13 protein-coding genes are annotated in these 17,828 nt (G+C 58.6%); 6 read left to right on the forward strand and 7 right to left on the reverse strand.

Annotated features, from left to right (window positions below):
* The first annotated feature begins 260 nt into the window (after nt 1-260).
* From ACR0J2_RS22980 to ACR0J2_RS22990, 3 genes are all read left to right on the forward strand, one after another.
* Entirely contained in the window at nt 261-1,760 is a 1,500-nt protein-coding gene (locus ACR0J2_RS22980; protein ID WP_170617048.1) for an NAD(P)/FAD-dependent oxidoreductase, read from the forward strand.
* Between the two features lie 420 nt (nt 1,761-2,180).
* Nucleotides 2,181-4,145 carry a hypothetical protein gene (locus tag ACR0J2_RS22985; protein WP_480813997.1) on the forward strand — a complete coding sequence of 655 codons (1,965 nt, stop codon included), beginning with the start codon at nt 2,181-2,183 and terminating at the stop codon, nt 4,143-4,145.
* 65 nt (nt 4,146-4,210) lie between these two features.
* Entirely contained in the window at nt 4,211-5,020 is an 810-nt protein-coding gene (locus tag ACR0J2_RS22990) for an FkbM family methyltransferase (protein WP_480813998.1), read from the forward strand.
* Between the two features lie 36 nt (nt 5,021-5,056).
* On the opposite strand, the gene ACR0J2_RS22995 is transcribed toward ACR0J2_RS22990, so the two are convergent.
* The 3 genes from ACR0J2_RS22995 to ACR0J2_RS23005 are packed head-to-tail and all read right to left on the reverse strand — an operon-like array spanning nt 5,057 to nt 8,560.
* A complete protein-coding gene (locus tag ACR0J2_RS22995) occupies nt 5,057-6,082 on the reverse strand; it encodes a glycosyltransferase (protein ID WP_170682286.1) in 1,026 nt (341 codons plus the stop codon).
* Complete coding sequence (locus tag ACR0J2_RS23000; protein WP_480813999.1) at nt 6,079-7,590, reverse strand: hypothetical protein; 1,512 nt, start codon at nt 7,588-7,590, stop codon at nt 6,079-6,081. Before ACR0J2_RS23000 ends, ACR0J2_RS22995 begins: the two co-directional genes overlap by 4 nt.
* A 7-nt stretch (nt 7,591-7,597) precedes the next feature.
* Nucleotides 7,598-8,560, reverse strand: coding sequence for a UDP-glucuronic acid decarboxylase family protein (locus tag ACR0J2_RS23005; RefSeq protein ID WP_170617067.1), 963 nt, complete (start codon nt 8,558-8,560; stop codon nt 7,598-7,600).
* 243 nt (nt 8,561-8,803) lie between these two features.
* On the opposite strand from ACR0J2_RS23005, the gene ACR0J2_RS23010 reads away from it, so the two are divergent.
* Nucleotides 8,804-9,721, forward strand: a complete 918-nt coding sequence (locus tag ACR0J2_RS23010; protein WP_480814000.1) for a VPLPA-CTERM sorting domain-containing protein — start codon at nt 8,804-8,806, stop codon at nt 9,719-9,721.
* Nucleotides 9,722-9,786: 65 nt separating this feature from the next.
* Here the strand turns inward: ACR0J2_RS23010 and ACR0J2_RS23015 are convergent, their stop codons facing one another.
* The 4 genes from ACR0J2_RS23015 to ACR0J2_RS23030 all read right to left on the reverse strand — a co-directional run bounded on the left by ACR0J2_RS23015 (nt 9,787) and on the right by ACR0J2_RS23030 (nt 13,896).
* A complete protein-coding gene (locus ACR0J2_RS23015) occupies nt 9,787-10,656 on the reverse strand; it encodes a glycosyltransferase family A protein (RefSeq protein WP_170817358.1) in 870 nt (289 codons plus the stop codon).
* Nucleotides 10,637-11,464 (reverse strand): CpsD/CapB family tyrosine-protein kinase, encoded by an 828-nt coding sequence (locus tag ACR0J2_RS23020; RefSeq protein WP_170617034.1) that lies wholly within the window; start codon nt 11,462-11,464, stop codon nt 10,637-10,639. Before ACR0J2_RS23020 ends, ACR0J2_RS23015 begins: the two co-directional genes overlap by 20 nt.
* Before the next feature lie 31 nt (nt 11,465-11,495).
* The gene (locus ACR0J2_RS23025; protein ID WP_170682283.1) at nt 11,496-12,965 is read right to left on the reverse strand and encodes a GumC domain-containing protein; all 1,470 of its coding nucleotides are present in this window, start codon (nt 12,963-12,965) and stop codon (nt 11,496-11,498) included.
* Between the two features lie 73 nt (nt 12,966-13,038).
* Nucleotides 13,039-13,896 (reverse strand): AAA family ATPase, encoded by an 858-nt coding sequence (locus ACR0J2_RS23030; protein ID WP_170617030.1) that lies wholly within the window; start codon nt 13,894-13,896, stop codon nt 13,039-13,041.
* Nucleotides 13,897-14,563: 667 nt separating this feature from the next.
* Here ACR0J2_RS23030 and ACR0J2_RS23035 point away from each other — a divergent pair.
* Both ACR0J2_RS23035 and ACR0J2_RS23040 read left to right on the forward strand, forming a co-directional pair.
* Complete coding sequence (locus tag ACR0J2_RS23035) at nt 14,564-15,253, forward strand: sugar transferase (RefSeq protein ID WP_480814001.1); 690 nt, start codon at nt 14,564-14,566, stop codon at nt 15,251-15,253.
* 67 nt (nt 15,254-15,320) lie between these two features.
* Nucleotides 15,321-17,780, forward strand: coding sequence for a tetratricopeptide repeat protein (locus ACR0J2_RS23040; protein ID WP_480814002.1), 2,460 nt, complete (start codon nt 15,321-15,323; stop codon nt 17,778-17,780).
* Nucleotides 17,781-17,828 lie beyond the last annotated feature (48 nt).

The following is a 17,828-nucleotide window of genomic DNA, read 5'->3' on the forward strand; positions in this document are numbered from 1 at the left end:
GGGTGTCTCATCTGTTACCTGAAAGGCGGCAGGGGCTGCGCGCCCCGCACGCCAGCTATCCGCTTTCACAAGAGGTGGCCGAGGCTTCCCGGGGTTCCGGCCCTTTGGGTTCGGACACCGCTGCCGCCTGCTTATTCATGCCCCCGTTTTCCCCGTCCGGGAGGGAAAGACGTGGCGGGTGGGATTTGCCTTTTGGGGCCCATTAGGAATTTGTTGTGAATCGACGGTAACCTCTTGTACCCTGAGACAAGGGTTTTTGTATGGATGTTAGTGATTTGCCAAAAGACATTGTTCCAGTCGTAGTCATCGGAGGTGGACCAGCCGGTCTGACAGCTGCCTACGAACTCCAGAAACTGAGTGATACACATGTTCCCCGGGTCTTTGAGGCCTCGGATATGGTGGGGGGTATTTCGCGAACCGAAACACATAAAGGATACCGCTTCGACATTGGCGGGCATCGGTTCTTCACCAAGGTACGCGAAGTCGAGGATATGTGGCACGAGGTGATGGGGGATGATTTCATCACCGTGCAGCGCCTCAGCCGAATTTTCTACCGCGGCAAGTTCTATGATTATCCGCTGCGGATTTTCAACGCTTTGGGCAATATCGGTCCCTATGAGACCTACAAGATCATAGGCAGCTTCATCAAATGGAAGCTGCGCCCCAAGCCGCAGGAAGACACGTTCGAAGAATGGGTGATCAACCGCTTTGGCGGGCGGTTATACATGCATTTCTTCCACAGCTATACGAAAAAGGTATGGGGTATCCCGCCCTCGGAAATCCGCGCCGACTGGGCCGCGCAGCGGATCAAGAACCTGTCCCTGCCCAAGGCGGTCTGGAACGCGATTTCGGGCGCCAATGACACGGCCAGCCTGATCGAGGAATTCCAGTATCCCCGTCTGGGGCCCGGCATGATGTGGGAAAAGACCCGCGACCTGATCCGGGAAAAGGGTGGTTCGGTCGAAACCCATTCCGAAGTGACCAAGGTGAACCGCGATGGCAATCGCGTCACGTCGATCGATGTATGCCACTGGACGGAAGATGGTGAAAAGCACACCGAGCGTGTTGAAGGCGCAGAGTTCATCAATTCGATGGCGGTGCGCGACCTGATCCACGCCTTCGACCCGCCGCCGCCACCCGAAGTGATCGAGGCCGCGGACCGGTTGCGGTATCGCGATTTCCTGATTGTGACGCTGATCCTGGATCACGCCGACCCGTTCCCGGACAACTGGATCTATATCCACAGTCCCAAGGTGAAGGTTGGCCGTATCCAGAATTTCCGGGCCTGGTCCAAGGAAATGCTGCCCGACCAGAACACCGCTTCGATCGGGATGGAATATTTCTGCCAGAAAGGCGACGGGCTGTGGTCATCTGCGGACGAGGATCTCAAACATCTCGCCAGCGAAGAGCTTGAAAAACTCAATCTGGCCAAGGCCGGTGACGTCATCGATTGCGCGGTCATCCGGCAGCCCAAGGCCTATCCGGTCTATGACAGCGAATACAAGGATGCCCTGGACACGGTCAGCGGCTGGCTTAAGACGCTTGAGAACTTCCAGACTGTCGGCCGCAATGGCCTGCACAGGTACAACAATCAGGATCACTCGATGCTGTCGGCGATGTATGCCGCCCGCAACATCATGGGTGAAAACAACGATGTCTGGGATGTGAATGTCGAACGGTCCTATCACGAGGAGTTCGAGGCCGACAGCAAGAAGAAATCATCTCTGAAGAAGGGTTTTCGCAAAAGCACCGCCCTCTGACCTCCGGTCGGGGCGGACGTGATGTGCATCTTGCCCGGCACAGAAGCCGGAATTGTTCGCCGCATCATTTCTGCCGATGAATGATCCCGTCCGGAACTCGGCCCCGTGCCGCTGTTTTGCGATCAGCTTCGGGAGGGGGCAGAAGGCCGGGGTAGGCTGCCTGACCGGATCAATGAGCGCCGCGAATGGCCAACCCAGCCGATTTGTTTCCCCATATCCGCCAATGCCAACCGGTTTGCTGTATTGATGTCGTATCAGACGCGCAATCGATCCAATTGAGATAAAACTCGCAACCAGATGAGAATTACATGTTATCCGTAAATTGGTTGATTGAAGTGGCTTACATTCAGCAGGAAACCGGTATGGTTTTTACAGGGCACTTTGTGCCTGCTGTATTTTGATGAGTTTGTATAAGACGTGATGGTATTGCGCCTTTCAATAGTCCTGATTGTACTGACCGGCATTGTGCTGGCTGGTCAGGATGCGGCGGCGGTACTGGCGGCAAAGACTGCTCTGGCGGACGGGCCATCGCCATACTTCATCCCCGGTGACGCTCTGTTTTTGTATATCTGGACACCACTGGTCGTCCTGTCGGCGTCAGCGCTATTTGTTGCGCCGGGTCTGCTTCTGGCACTGGGAATTGCCGCGCCCGGGGACCGTTTCGAACACTGGCTACTCAAGGGGTTTACGTTTTCCCTGTTTGGTGTGCCCGCCGCTGCCGCGGCGGTGCAGGCCATCAGCGGCATTTCCATGACGGGTGCGGCCTTCAGCTTTCTGATTGTTCTGCTCTGCCTGCCCGGCATTGGCCTGGTTTCGGCCCGGTCCGGTCCGGATATTTTTCGGGGCAGGGGATGGGATGTCACCGGGATGATCATGCTGCCGCTGGCGGTGCTGATCCTGATGACGCCCAAGTTCTATTGGGAGGCGCTGAATGATGACGGGGCCCACAGTTTCCTGAACGCGATGCTGTTCATTACCCGCGGGCTGCCGTTCTGGCCGCCGGATTCCGGCGGGATCGGCGGATATCCGACCCCGAAGATGGTGACGGAAACCTTCCTGCAAACCGGGTTCATGCGGTTCTTTGGTCCTTACGAAGCCTCCATCCGCCTTGCCTATCTGCCGGGCGTCTCGATCCTGTTCGGGGTCATGCTGGGCTTTGTGCGCAGCCCGGACGGGCGCACCGATGTATGGGCCGTTCTGGGGCTGGGAATGGCGCTGCTGCTGTTCTCCTTCGTGATGGCGTTCAATCCGTCCTACAACCCCTATTTCGCCGATATCGCCCTGCCCATGACGCGCGAACCGATGATCCTGCTGGGGGTGCTGGGCTATATTCTGTTCTTTACCGAGCGGAAATTCGGCTGGATGGCGGTTGTGTCCACGCTGGCGTTGCTGACCGCGCCGAACGGCCTTCTGCTGATTGGCTTCTTCCTGATTTCCTGGTTCCTGCTGACCCGGCCCCTGCCGTTCCGGCAGGTGATCACCGGAGGGGTGATCGCCCTTGGCGTCGTGATCCTGGCATCGCTGCTTGAAATGGTTCTGCGGTCGTCAGGACTGACCAGTGCGTCCAGCGAGTTCAACACGGGCAGCATCCTGCGCCGCCTGCGGTTTGTCACGATCTTTGACACCGGACGGTTCCTGTTCTGGCTGCTGCCCTGCGGGATATTGCCCGGGCTGGCCCTGCTGGCGTGGCGCTGGCAGGACAAGCTGTCCAAAGCCCTGACCCTGACCGTTATCGCCTATGTTCTGTTCTTCTATGTTCAGGCCTATCGCATTCTGCCGCACCATTTCGCGCCCGCCGCAGTCATTCCGCTGATCATTTTCTGGCGGTTGCGTCCGGTTCAGGCCGCGACCGCACCGGCGCTGGCCTGTGCTTTGGCCGGGTTGGCGGTCAGTGCCTGGATCAGCTGGCCGGAAACTCTGCGCCCGTTTACCCAGACACGGGATCTGGGGCACCGCATCGCCATCGAGACCGAGGCCGCCCCGTTCCCCGATCTGGACGAGATGCGCGTCGTGCAGGCGCTGCTTGGTGAAGCCTTCCCGCCGATCTGGACGCAGGCCGAGATTGAAAGCCGTTACATGGCCGGCGGGCTTTCGGTTTACGTGCATGCCAGAATGCCGGCACCGGCCGGCACCGCCAGCGACTATTTCATACGCCCCGCATCCGAACCCCCGCAAGACGGGGAGACCATGATCGGTGAACCGGTCGAAGACCGGATCCTGGTGGTACGCGATCGCGCGGCTTACGAAAGCGACTTTGGGACCACCGACGTTCCGGTCAGCATTGCGCGTGTCTATCACGTGCCATTCGACACAATTTTCGGACGCGGAACGCGCGAAACGCTGTACCCGGTGTGGGATATCGCGAAAATTGCAGGGTTAAGATAGCCGATGTCTGTGCAACAATGTTTTTGCCCGAAAAGCCAAGAGCGGGCGGTTAAGTGGAGAACTTTATGAAGCAGAATCTTACCAAGCTGGTTGAAACCTATCCGCTCCTCCAGAAACCAGCCTATTTCGCGTATATCGGCGTGGTCAGCACCCGGAATTTCAGCCGACGGTTCGCCATGAACAATCTTGGCTATCTGCCCAAGCGCGTCTCGGACCGGGGACAGGACATGTGGGTGATCAACGAGGTCTTCAACGGCAAGCGCAACGGGTTCTTTGTCGAGCTTGGCGCCGCCGACGGGTTTTCCGATTCAAACACTTTCGCTCTGGAAAAACACTATGGCTGGACCGGGCTGCTGATCGAGCCCAATCCGGTCAATTACAACAAGATCATCAACTGGCACCACCGTTCGGCCACCCCGGTCCCGCTGGCGGTCGACCCCGAACCGGGTCAGCTGGAATTCATGATCGACGGCCAGCGCAGCAGCCTGCTGGTGGATGAGGCCGACAACATGACCGAGCGCCGCGCCGCAAAGCTGGCCCGGTTCCGGGAAAAGGGCAAGGTCGTCACGGTCGAGGCCGTGCCGCTGGACGAGGTGTTCGATCGTTACAACGCCCCCAAGGACATCGACTATTTCAGCCTGGATGTCGAAGGGTCCGAGACGCGGATCATGCGCGACTTCCCGTTCGACAAATACCGTTTCCTGGCGATGACAATCGAACGCCCGACGCCCGAACTGAACGAGTTGCTGTTTGCCAATGGCTATCATTTCGTGCGCAATTCGCTTTACGACACGTTCTACGTGCACGAAAGCAACCCGCGTTTCGATCAGATCGAGAAGCTGCCGTTCGAACAGTTGCCCGCCAAACAGTTCTGATCCCAACCCGATTGATCGGCAATGTCACGCGATCTGTCAGTTTCGCGTGACGCGCAGTTTCTGCTTTTGTCCCAGCACGTGATATTCGAACAGGCACCAGACATAGACGGTGGCCGAGTAGACGTAATAGACCTGATGATAAAGCAGGCATTTGAATGCAAACCACGGGCCTCCGTGGCCCGCCATCGTGCGCACCAGATCGAAATTGGCGACAAAAGCAGCAGCCAGCAGCAACAGGGGCAGGGGCCACGACCCCGGCCAGAAGGGCAGCACCAGAACCGACAGCAGCAACAGCCCGGCCAGCGCGGCCCGGATGCGTTCCGCCATCGAGGTGTTCAGATCATCGGTCAGCCCCTCGCGTGAAATCATCAGCCGCGACCAGGGCAGGGCGCGGCAGAAGATATCGGTGCTCAGGCTGTTGCGCATGGTCCAGACTTTCAGGTGCTTGCCCTGCAGCCGGGGCTCGACAAGGATGCGCCGCCCGGTTCCCGCAATCCGGTAGCCCAGTTCGATATCCTCGATCGAGGGGACTTCGTAGGTTTTCACATCAAACCCGCCAACCTCGTTGAACACATCGCGGCGGATTGCGCCGCAGCCGGCCCAGAAGGTGCGGGCCTCGCGCTGCGCGCGCTGATGGTGATAGCGGTGCAGCAGGTTCTTGTAGCGCGAAAACCAGGCCTGCCCGTCCGGCGCATCGTCATACGAGCCAAACACCGCCCCGACATTGTCTTCGGACATCGCGCTGCGGATATGTTCGGCCCCGTCCGGCCAGGCGATGACATCGGAATCGACGAACCACAGGATGTCACCCGTGGCATGTTCGGCGGCCAGATTGCGCGCCGCCCCCGGCCCGCCATTGACCGGCGTGGTCAGAACGCTCGCCCCCATTTCGCGGGCCAGCGCCGCGGTGCCGTCGGGGGACTGGTCATCCACCACCAGAACCTCCTGCACCTGACCGGTGTTCAGCATCCCGATCAGGGGGGGCAGGACACGGGGCAGCAGATGTTCCGCATTGTAGGCGGGCATGATCACGCTGATGGAAAGGGATTGGTCTGAAGTCACGTGGGGTCTCCGGCAGTGGCGCGCGGCGGTCCTGACCGCTGAACAAGAAGAAGAAAGGCTACCGTAAAGGGCAGCAGCCACATCACGCGCGCACCATAGCGGTCCGCGGGTTGTGAAACACCGCCGCAAACCAGCGCATTGACGGCAATTCCGATCAGGATGAACAGCGCAAACAGTTTCAGCGGCGGGGCAACCCGTCCGGGCCACAGCAGCAACCCGATCACGACAATCGCCGAGATCAGGTAGATCGTCGCGTGGATGGAATTGACCGGGCTCAGCCAGGGCTGATCGCGGGTCAGAACAGTATTGTCGAGAACCGCAAGCTGCGCCTCGGGCAGTCCCGAAAGCGATTTCGCATTTCGGATGACAGCCTCGTTCGGGATGGTCATCTTGATGCTGTTCATACCCAACTGCTCTGCCGCATTGCCGCCAAGGGCCAGGATCGTGCCAAAGGGACGCGCCGCCAGAACCTTCAGGAAGAAGGCACGCTGTTCGGCGGCCACGGCCTGCTGATCCTCGATCGGCATCAACCGGAAGGACCCGAGATTTTCAGAGCGTTCGAAAATGATGTGGGTGGCGGTCAGGCGGTAAGGGTCATCGGACCAGGACAGCGCCTCGTGCAGAGCGCAGGTCGCCAGATCGTCCCGGGGGCACACATCGTTGAGATAGGCCAGCCCGGGACCATCCACAATCAGCCGCGCGGTGATGTGAGGGGTGTAAAGTACCTCTTTTTTGGTGACGGTCTCGGCCGCGAATTCGAACGCCTTGCGCTCGGCAATGGCCAGAACGACCAGCCCCGCGACAAACGCTGCCGCAAGCCACCGCCCCTGCCCAAGGCGCAGCAGGGCCGCCAGTAGGGCAAAGGGTACCATCAGCACGGCAATCCCCAGATGCGAAGGGTGCAGCACAATGGCAAAGCCGGCCAGCGCCAGCGCCCCCAGCCATTCCAGCGGATGCATGTAACGACCCGCGACAACAACCGCCGCAATCAGGATCAGCATCACTGATGTGAAAATATCCGGCATGACATAGGCGACATAGAAAGGCAGCGCGGTCGTCGCGGCGGCCAACAGTGGAAGGCTCACCAGTTGAAGCGTGCTGCGCCCGGTCTGTGCGCTGCGCTGCAACACCCGCATCGTCAGCCAGACCGCAAGCAGCAGCATCGCCAGATGAACGATCGCAACCCCGCCCAATGCATCGGCACGCCAGAATGCGGCAACCAGCAGCGCATAGACCATCGAACGGGACCCGCCGGTCGTCTGGTCTTTTTTGCCGGACCCTTTGGTGCCGGCATTGCCAGTTCCGGCCTCCTCGCCATCCTGTTTCGGCTCGGGCAAAATCAAGGACAGCGCCGCATCGCCCTGCCGAAAATAGCTGCCGGTGTCGAAGTAGTAGAGCGGCCCCCGGTTGATCGCCAGAACCGACAGGCAGCCGATCACCGTCACGGCCAGCAGGACAAAGGCCCAAAACCGTCGGGACGATCTTTCTGAGGCGTCCTGTGCCGTCATTGCCGCCCTATACGTTCTTCACCGCCATGGCGGTCCGCTCGAAATAGGTGATCGTCGCCTTCAGCCCCTCTTCCAGCGGCACCCGGGGCGCCCAGCCCAGCTGTTCGCGGGCCCGGGTGATGTCGGGCTGGCGCTGGATCGGATCGTCCTGCGGCAGCGGACGAAACACCAGTTCCGATTTCGAGCCGGTCAGGCGGATCACGGATTCGGCGAGTTCGAGGATACTCAGTTCGACCGGGTTGCCCAGGTTGATCGGCCCGGTCACGTCCTTGGGCGATTCCATCAGCTTTATCAGCCCGTCGATCAGATCCGAGACGAAACAGAAGGACCGGGTCTGGCTGCCGTCGCCGTAGATGGTGATCGGTTCACCCGCCAGGGCCTGCATGATGAAATTGGACACCACGCGCCCGTCATCGGGGTGCATGTTCGGCCCGTATGTGTTGAAGATCCGCGCCACCTTGATCGGCAGGCCGTGCTGCCGGTTGTAGTCAAAGAACAGCGTTTCGGCGCAGCGCTTGCCCTCGTCATAGCATGAACGCGGCCCGATCGGATTGACGTGACCCACATAATCCTCGGTCTGCGGATGGACTTGCGGATCGCCATACACTTCCGAGGTCGAGGCCTGCAGGATGCGCGCACCCACCCGCTTGGCCAGCCCCAGCATGTTGATCGCGCCATGCACGGCCGTCTTGGTCGTCTGCACCGGATCGTGCTGGTAATGAAACGGCGAGGCGGGACAGGCCAGATTATAGATCTCGTCCACCTCGACATAGAGCGGGAAGGTCACATCGTGGCGCATGACCTCGAACCGGGGATTGCTCAGAAGATGACGCAGGTTCCCGCGCCGCCCGGTAAAGAAGTTGTCGACACATAAAACCTCGTACCCGCGCTCCAGCAGGGTGGCGCAAAGGTGCGAGCCCAGAAACCCGGCCCCGCCTGTCACCAGGATCCGTTTGGCGTCGAGATGCATGTCGTTGGGATCAAAATCAGGCGCGTTCATCAGCGTCCCCGGTCATTTTCACCATCTCTGGCTCACCACCCATCCGCATCATCTCCTTGCTAATAGGCAGGCACTGTTTAAACAAACGGCCGAACTGAAATCCCGATCGAGAATGCGTGCCTGAACTTGGTACAATAACAGTTCAACGCTACACGAAACTTCCCGTGCGTCGAAGGAGAAATATGGCGGGCCGCACGCTTGGGTGAATTTTCCATGTCAGGCGTGATCGAAGGCGATCTGAGGGAATTTTTCCGTGGACAATTGACCGCTCTGGCGGCGATTGTTTCCCAACTTTTCCAAAAGGATACGATCCTCTGGTTCGGAAAAAAGTGCCGCGAACATCTGCAAAACCCGGCGGGCGCGATCCGACTCGGCGCCTCGCAAATGCCAGATTCGCCGCATATTCGTTCACACAAGAGAAACAAACCTAATCAAATAGTCGCATTATGTTACACGATGCGCCCTAATGCCCTAAAAAAGACACATTTTTTCAGAAAAGCCTTCGCAATCCACGAAAGTTACGGTAAAAATTTTGAAGTTAGGTGCCACGCCAAAGATGCGTGTAATTGTGTGTACAAAGGTCGAGGGTGGGAATTTATGCTTAAATCTTTGAAAATGATGGCTGCGGGACTGATCGCAGCTGTAATGATGGCCGGATCAGCCAGCGCGCTGACAGTGGTGTCAGCTGGTAACAGCTACGACATTACGTCCGATCAACTCTTTATCGGAACTGTCGGCACCAATGGCGGCCCCGGCATGTACTCGGTGAACTTCACATCGCCGGTCGATCCGCTGAAAGGGACCGCGAACGCCTCGGTGACGATCAACGTTCTGGGTACGTTTACCGGCCTGACGATGAGCTGGGTCGACGCGGCAAACCCTGCCAATGTTCTGGCGACAACATCGATCCTGGGTGGTGTGCAGACAACGCTTCGCACACTCTTCAGCAGCGTGAGCCCGAGTTCTCTGAGCCAGAACCTGGTGTTCAGCTGGGCCAATTCGCAATCGGCAACCGGTGGTCCGATCACGTTTGACTTCGATGTGTCTGCTGTTCCGCTGCCGGCCGGTGGTCTGCTGCTGCTGACCGCACTTGGTGGTCTGGCGCTGACACGCCGTCGCAAGACAGCCTGAATAAGGTAAACGACTTGACCTTATGGGAAGGGGCCGCAGCGCGGTCCCTTTTCTCTTTGGTCTGTTCAGATGTTGCCGCCTGCGGCCTGACGCAGCATCCAGAGCATCCGCTGGCATCTGAGGCGGAACAACGTGGATATTGCCCGCAAAACCTCACCAGATGACGCGAGCTTGTCGCTGGACAGGACTTTCGGCGTATGCGCGACCGCGCTGGCGGGCATCGCCAGTCCGCGAAGTGCCCATCGCAGACGCGCACCAGCCCCGGTTCCGTTCAGCTGATAAGCCTCTTGCGTTGTCCGGCGCCATTTCGCCCTGAGCGCAGGCCAGTTCTGCCGGGACGGGTGACTGACCTGAAACCTGTCTTCGTAAATCAGGCTGTAGCCGCGGGCGACCGCCCGCATGGTCCATTCCCGGTCTTCCGATACGCCATTGATAAACCCACCGATCGCGTCGAACACATCACGCCGGGTCAGCAGATTGCCCGCACCGGAAAATCCCTGAACCTCGATATACCGGCGAAAGTTGAAGGCAAACACCGCCTCGAAGGCCTCGGCGCCATTGCGCGGCGGCGGGGTTTCATCAAAGACATCGACCCGGCCGCCAATCAGATCGGCCCGGTCGGCTATCTGACGCCCCACCGCCAGCCAGTCCGGCGCGGGAACACAGTCGGCATCGATAAAAAACAGCCGTGACGCGGTGGTCTCGGCCACACCGCGATTTCGGGCGTGGGCCGCGCCTTTTTGCGGCTCCACCACAAAGCGCACCTCGGGAAAGGCCTGCTGCATGTCATTCAGTGAAACGGGGGACGCATTGTCGACGACAATAATTTCCGTCCCCGTCAGATCATTCTCTCTGAGGGCCTGAAGGCATCTCTCCAGCCTGGGCAGATCGTTGTAATGGGGGATAATGACCGCGTCAGTAGCTGCCGTACTCATTGCCGAATGCCCCGCTGATATACCGGCATTTGTTCAACACGATCCCCATGACTTTCGTCAGCTCTGCCAACTGCTGCTCGGCAACATCGATGTGGTCGATGCTGGTCTCTTCGGCAGCCGCCAGAAGCAGGGCGCAATCGACATTTCTCAGGAACCCGTGGCTGTCATCGCTTGCCATCAGCGGCGGCGTATCGAACAACATGATATCGGGCTGGTATTCCGCCTCGATCTGCTCCAGCGTTTCGATCATTCGCTTGCTTTGCAGGATTTCCGCCGGGTTGTTTGTCGGCGTGTAGTTCAGGCCGAAAATCACGTTTTCCCCGTGGCGCAGAGCATGATCGTGAAAGGACACCTTCCCCTGAATGACGTCCGCCATGCTGTGATTGCCGGTCTGGGCCAGGATCTCGGCCAGCCCCCGCCGCCGCATGTCAAAATCGATCACGATCGTCCGCAGATCGTCCTGCCGCCCCAGGCTGAAGGCCAGATTGGCCGCCGTCGTGCTTTTACCACATCCGCTGTAGGGCGAGGTGATGGCCACCCGGCGCCAGCCGTTGGACCGGATCTGCTGCAGCATCTTGGTCCGCAGCATGTCATAAGGCGTGGCATCAGGACCGCCGCGATAGGACATCAGGCGTTTCCGGGATACGGAACGCGGATCAATTCTGATCTCGGGCACGGTCAGCCAGATATTGTCTCCGCTGCTTTCATCCGGATCAGGACCATGATCTTCGTGCGGCAGCTGCGGTTGATACTGGCGGCTTTCACGTTCCTCACGGGCTTTCTGAATCGCCTGTTGAAGACGTTCCATCACGCATCCCCCAATTTAGTCAGGACAGAAATCACCAATAAACCTCCAACTTTTCGATCACCCTTTCGGTAATCAGATCCAGGGGCAGATAGTAGGTATGCACGGCCCAGACCCCTGCGGACACGCTCACCAGGATCGCCAGGATGATACTCACCCAGGTTGCCCGCTGTATCATCACTTCGCTCTTGGAGCGCACATAAGGGATGGTGGCGATCGGCCAGACATCCAGCTTGTTGATCAGATCCTCGGGCCGGCGCGCGGCCTTGTTCAGCAGCTCGAGCAGGACAACCAGCCCCAGCCCCAGCGCAATGCCGAACATTGTCCCCCCTCCCGCAATCATCAGCCGGTTGGGTTTGGTTGGCGAACTTGGCACGGCGGGATGTTCGATCACCGAAATACGCTGCCCCTGCGAGGTAACTTCGATGCGCTCACCGGTCGAGGCAGACGCCAGGCGGCTGACCGCGGAATTATACTGGGCCTGGATGTTGCTGTGGTCGCGCTGCAGCTCTGCCAGCGTGATCGCATTGGCCGGAGTCTGATCGATTGTCAGAGTCACCTTCTTAAGGTTCTCTTCGGTCACAACCCGCTGGTCTTCAAGCGTGGCAATTTGTGAATCAAGCTGAGCCAGCTGAAGGTCGAGCGTCGTATTTCCCGTCTGCTGGCCAGACGATGCGGCAGTGGTGGTCTGTTCCGCTGCAACAACCTCTTCCAGGCGGTTGATCCGGGCGCGCAATATCTTAATCTGCGGGCTGCTTTCGGAATAGATCCCCAACTGGTTGTCCAGCTGGTTGCGCAACTGGCTGAGCTGCTGCTGCGCCTGTGTCTGCGGCTGTTGCCCGACGGGGGTGATCTGACCGGTCGTGCTGTAGATTTCCAGCAGTTTTTCACGCTGATCCCGAAGCGAGAAAACCTGCTGATCGGTTTGCTGCAAATTCGTCTGCAATGATGCCTGCTGTGCCATCCGGAATTGCAGGCTTGCGGGCAGAGCAGCGGAGTTTTCCTGCTGAAACTGGAGAATTCGCGCACTGCGCTTGTCGAGCTCGTCACTCAGGCGCTCGACCTCCTGTTCAAAGAATTCCAGCGTATCCGACGCCCGTTCCTTGCGGTAGGTCACGTCAAGTTTCTGGATTTCGGTCAGGTATTCGTTCAGCACCCCGGCTGCAATCTGCCCGGTTCTGCCTTCGAATGTGATGGTCATCAGGTTCGCCTGATTGCGACCGGCCACGATACGGACATCGGTTTTTGCCCGCAGCTCATCGACGATCTGGTCTGGGCTGGCGTCTTCCTGATCTGCCAACACCTGGAACTTGCGTGATATGTCCAGAAGAACCGGCCGTGTCAGCAGGCGCTGTTCGACGATCTGCAGCTGCTCGAACGCCGGTGTGGTGACGGTACTGGCGGCCAGACTTCCCGGAATCTGCGGCGATTCCACGATCAGCCGCATCTGCGAGACATAAGTCGGCGGCAGGATCATCGCGACTGTGACAGAAACCGCAGACACGATCGTCGCCACAACGAGGAAATACTGAAACCGTCTCAGAAAAATAGATGAATAATAGCGAACCGGGCCCATCTCAGACTGTCAGCTCCTTCTCAAGCGAATTGCCACCAAAGAAAACACCGTCCTGGATCACCTGATTGACCACGTCTTCGCTTACCTTGTCCGTTTCATTGGTCCAGGCATAAAGCAAGGCGAAATCACAGAACTGATTCACAAGACGCGGGACGCCGCGGGTCTGTTCAAAAACGATCCTGCATGCTTCTTCCGTGAATTCCTCGCCTGACCCGCCGGCAATCTTCATCCTGTGCCTGATATAGCGCTCGACCGAGGCTTGATCCATGCGCTCCAGATGAAAACTGGCCGCCACCCGCTGTGTCAGCTGTCGCATCTTGGGGTCCAGAACCATATCGCGCAACTCGGGCTGCCCGACCAGCACAAGCTGGATCAGCTCATCCGTGTTTGCATTGATATTGGTCAGCATGCGTATCTCTTCCAGCCCTTCGACCGTCAGGTTCTGCGCCTCGTCGAAGATCAGAACCACGCGCCGCCCTTCGGCATATTCCGAGACCAGGAAGTCCTGTATCTCGCGGAACATCTGTACATAGGTCGCGTTTTCCTCGATCGGCAGTCCCAGCGCGTGCAGCACCCATTGCAGCAACTCTCCCCGGCCGCCCTGCGCATTCGAGATCAGCCCGACCGTGATGGATTGCTCCATTTCACTGAGCAGATGCTGGACCAGCGTCGTTTTGCCGGCGCCGATCTCTCCGGTCAGCACGGTAATGGGCGCACAGCTCATGACGCCGAACTGCAGGATCGAGTAGCCCCGCTTGTGCAGGGGCGACCAATACATGAATCCCGGATCCGGAAGCAACGTGAACGGCCGCCGGTCAAGCCCGAAGAAATCTAGATAAAATCCATCGCTGGACGCCATTGCACCACGGTTGCCTTCTGCCTTGTCAAAACTAATACGGCCCCCCTGGAGAACATTCCAATACGCACTCTGAACCACCGGCAAACCTTTACGCAACACACATAATCACATGAACAAATAATACTTGGCTCTTACCCTGCCACAAAATCAAGACAGGGGGCACCACTAATACCTACTTGCCGTAAATTAACCCACCTGCTGATCCAATTCGTCACATATAGGGCGATTGTTTCCCTGAAACCCTTGAAAACCTGCTCAAAACAAATGGCGCGGCAGCCCCACGCAAACCGATGATCAGAACCGTTCCACGACCTCTGATCGGCCCGTTTTCGGACCAAAACCCCTCAAACCTTCGCATTGTTCTGCGTTCGCGAACAAATCTTCAATTCTCTGCGCCGGATTGCAGAAAAATTCTGGCGCCGGATGCCCCTTTCAGCCACTTATGATCGCACGGCAAGGGAGCTGATGCGCGAGATTAATGTTTTGCAAGCTGACTGGAATTTGTTAACACTTGGTTGCGGGTGTCTGCCTGATGAGTTTGTGAAGGCGGAACCGCAACCGACATAAAAACATAAAGTTTTTTGTATATAAGTTGAGGTCGAGCGTAGTTAGTTCCTGAGTTGTGTAGGTGGTTCTTGGGTATTCGTGTGTGCTGGGGGTTTAAATAGTGACAAGTCATTCGAAAGAGGTGGCCAACGCTGGCGCGGGCTACCACAATATTGCAGTTATGTCGGCCCCGACAAATAGTCCGGGGTTCTACAGAAGCACGGGCAAGCGCATTTTTGACATCGCGTTCGTGCTGCTGACCGCGCCCTTTGCCGTGCCGCTGATTCTTTTTCTCGCGATCTTCCTGGCCTGCCAGGGGGTTACACCGTTTTACTGGCAGGAACGGGTTGGCCGGAACGGCAAGGTGTTCAGGCTGCTCAAACTGCGCACGATGGTCCACGATGCCGAGGCGGTGCTGAAAAAACACCTCGCCAACGATCCCGCGGCGCGCGAGGAGTGGAACCGGAACCAGAAACTGCGCAATGACCCGCGCATCATCAAATTCGGCACTTTCCTGCGGAAATCCTCGATGGATGAACTGCCGCAGTTCTGGAACGTGCTTATCGGCGAGATGTCCATGGTCGGCCCCCGCCCGATGATGGTGAACCAGCAGGAACTGTATCCCGGCAAACAGTATTATTCGATGCTGCCCGGCATCACGGGACAGTGGCAGGTTTCCAAGCGCAACAATTCTTCGTTCGCCGAGCGGGCCCATCACGACGCCGAATACTGGAAAAACATGTCTTTTTCCTCCGATCTTTCGATCCTGATGCGAACGGTTTCGGTCGTTCTGCGCGGCACAGGCTGTTGACACCGGGGGCTGCCCCCGAATGTAGTTGATCAGAACCCTGTATCTTTCGCCGCCGGAAGCCCGAGTCATGACCGCATCTAGTAAATCCCGCTTTCTGATCGGCAATCGTCTGGTGATTGCCTTTCTGAGCCTTTCGCTGTTCCTGAGCGCCTGCGACACAGCCGAGGAACGCGCCGAGGCGCATTTCCAGGCCGGGCTGGAGCATCTTGAAAAAGGGGATATCGACCGCGCGCGCGTTGAATTCAAGAATGTCTTCAAGCTCAACGGTCAGCACAAGGAGGCCCGCCTGACCTTTGCGCGGCTGGAGCGCGAGCAGGGCAATCTGTCTCTTGCCTATGGTCAGTATCTGCGGCTGGTAGAGCAATATCCGGACAACCTCGAAGGGCAGCGCAGCCTAGCCGAAATTGCGCTTGAGACGGGTAACTGGGATGGTGTGCGGCGTCACGGCGCCGCGGCCGCCGCACTGGCCCCGGACGATATCGAGATCAGGTCCATCAACAATACGCTGGCCTATACGGATGCGGTCAGAAATGGCGACGCTGCCGGCCTTGAGCTTGCCGTGATTGCGGCCCAGGAGATGCTGGCCACCCACCCCGAGCTTCTGACTGCCCGGCAGGCCCTGATCGACCACCTGATCCGTCAGCGTGACTGGACCGGGGTGCTGGAACAGACAGCTGCGGCCATGGAATTTGCGCCCGAACATCCAAATCTCTATTCAACCCGGCTGCGGGCGTTTCAGGAACTGGATCAGCCCGCTGAAATCGAGGCATTGCTCAAGCAGATGGCGCAGGTCTTCCCTGACGATCAGGGAATCGAGCAGGTGCTGATTCAGCATTACATCGATCAGAACAACCTGGACGCCGCAGAACGGATGCTGCGCGCCGAAGTGGAACCACAGGCCGAAGATCACATGCCGGCCCAGAGGCTGGTCGCCTTTCTGGACCAGCACCGCGACACCGCGGCCGCAATTGCCGAACTGGACGGGATCATCGCGCAGGACGGACCCAATGCCTCGCGGTTCAAGACCGTGCGTGCGTCACTGAAATTCCGCTCGGGCGATGAAGAGGCCGCCATTGCCGACATGCGGGATCTGCTCAAGGGCGCGGAACGGACCGAACAGACTCGTGAGAACGAGATAGAGTTTGCCCGGATTCTGTTCCAGGCCGGCCAGTCCGAGGAAGCCCGGACCCTGATCGAAAAGGTCCTTTCCGAGGACGCCACCCAGGTGGATGCGATCAAGTTCAAGGCGTCCTGGCTGATTGATGAGGACAATATCGGCGATGCCATCGTGCTGTTGCGTGAAGCCCTTGGTCAGGCCCCCCGCGACCCTCAGCTGATGACGCTTCTGGCGCAGGCTCATGAGCGCAACGGCAACCGGGAACTGATGGGCGAAATGCTGGCCCTGGCGGCCGAGGTGTCCCGGAATGCACCGGAAGAGACGCTTCGCTATGCGCAGTTTCTGATCGCGGATGGCGATCTGGAAATCGCCGAACGCGTTCTGGTCGATTCCCTGCGTCAGGATACGAACCAGCCGGAACTGCTGTTCCTGCTGGGTGAGATTTACCTTGGAACACAGGACTGGGACCGTCTGGAAACGGTACAGCAGTCCATCAGCGAGCTTGATACCCCAGAAGCGCGGCGTCTGGCAAATGAGCTGAAGGCACAGAGGCTGGCTGCCCGGCAGCAGACCGATGACCTGACAGTGTTTCTGAACGAGCTGGCCGAGGATCCCGAATTCGGCCTGCCCGCCGATATCGCCCTGATCCGCCTGATGCTGGTGCAGGGCGAAATCGCAGAAGCATTCGCCCGGCTTGATCAGTTGCTCGAAGATGATCCTGATTCGTTACCGGTCCGGATGATCAAGGCCCATGCCCTGACCAGCAACGGAGAATATGACGAGGCCGCACAGATTTACCGTGCCGTTCTCGGGGAACGCCCCGACATTACCCGGGCATGGATTTCGCTGCATGCGCTGGAAGCCGAACACGGCACCCCGGACGCGGCCCAGAGCGTTCTGACCCAGGCGCTGGCTGCGCAGCCCGAAAATCCCGATCTGCTGATGCTGCAGGCAGCCGTTCATGAACGCGCCGGCGATCTGGACCAGGCCATTTCGGTTTATGAAACCCTATATCCCCTCAGCAACCAGTCTCTGGTCGTCGCCAACAATCTGGCAAGCCTGCTGACAACCCATCGCAGCGATCAGGAAAGCCTGCAACGCGCCCATATGCTGGCGCGGCGCCTTCGCGGCACCCGCAATCCCGTGTTCCAGGAAACCTACGGCTGGCTGTCCTATCGGCTGGGGAACTACGACGAAGCGCTGACCTATCTTGAACCTGCAGCACGCGCGTTTCCCGACCATCCCCTGGTGCTTTACCACCTGGGCAAGGCATATGTTGCCGTTGACCGGAAAGAAGACGCCTTGCGGGCGTATCGGGCCGCTCTGGAAACGGGGATTCCACTGGACGTTTCACCCTCGCTTGAGACTGAGATTGAGCAGATCAGCGTTACCGACAATCCGGGGCAATAGTGCCCCATGGCAGGCTTCGCTGCATTTCTGCCGCATCTCATAACCGTC

The sequence above is a fragment of the Ruegeria sp. CG4 genome, assembly GCF_056537185.1.

Bases quoted from the DNA above. Each gene is read 5' to 3' on its own strand.
- ACR0J2_RS22980 (WP_170617048.1), top strand. From the start codon at position 261: ATGGATGTTAGTGATTTGCCAAAAGACATTGTTCCAGTCGTAGTCATC.
- ACR0J2_RS22985 (WP_480813997.1), top strand. From the start codon at position 2,181: ATGGTATTGCGCCTTTCAATAGTCCTGATTGTACTGACCGGCATTGTG.
- ACR0J2_RS22990 (WP_480813998.1), top strand. From the start codon at position 4,211: ATGAAGCAGAATCTTACCAAGCTGGTTGAAACCTATCCGCTCCTCCAG.
- ACR0J2_RS23000 (WP_480813999.1), bottom strand. From the start codon at position 7,590: ATGACGGCACAGGACGCCTCAGAAAGATCGTCCCGACGGTTTTGGGCC.
- ACR0J2_RS23005 (WP_170617067.1), bottom strand. From the start codon at position 8,560: ATGCATCTCGACGCCAAACGGATCCTGGTGACAGGCGGGGCCGGGTTT.
- ACR0J2_RS23010 (WP_480814000.1), top strand. From the start codon at position 8,804: ATGTCAGGCGTGATCGAAGGCGATCTGAGGGAATTTTTCCGTGGACAA.
- ACR0J2_RS23015 (WP_170817358.1), bottom strand. From the start codon at position 10,656: ATGAGTACGGCAGCTACTGACGCGGTCATTATCCCCCATTACAACGAT.
- ACR0J2_RS23020 (WP_170617034.1), bottom strand. From the start codon at position 11,464: ATGGAACGTCTTCAACAGGCGATTCAGAAAGCCCGTGAGGAACGTGAA.
- ACR0J2_RS23030 (WP_170617030.1), bottom strand. From the start codon at position 13,896: ATGGCGTCCAGCGATGGATTTTATCTAGATTTCTTCGGGCTTGACCGG.
- ACR0J2_RS23040 (WP_480814002.1), top strand. From the start codon at position 15,321: ATGACCGCATCTAGTAAATCCCGCTTTCTGATCGGCAATCGTCTGGTG.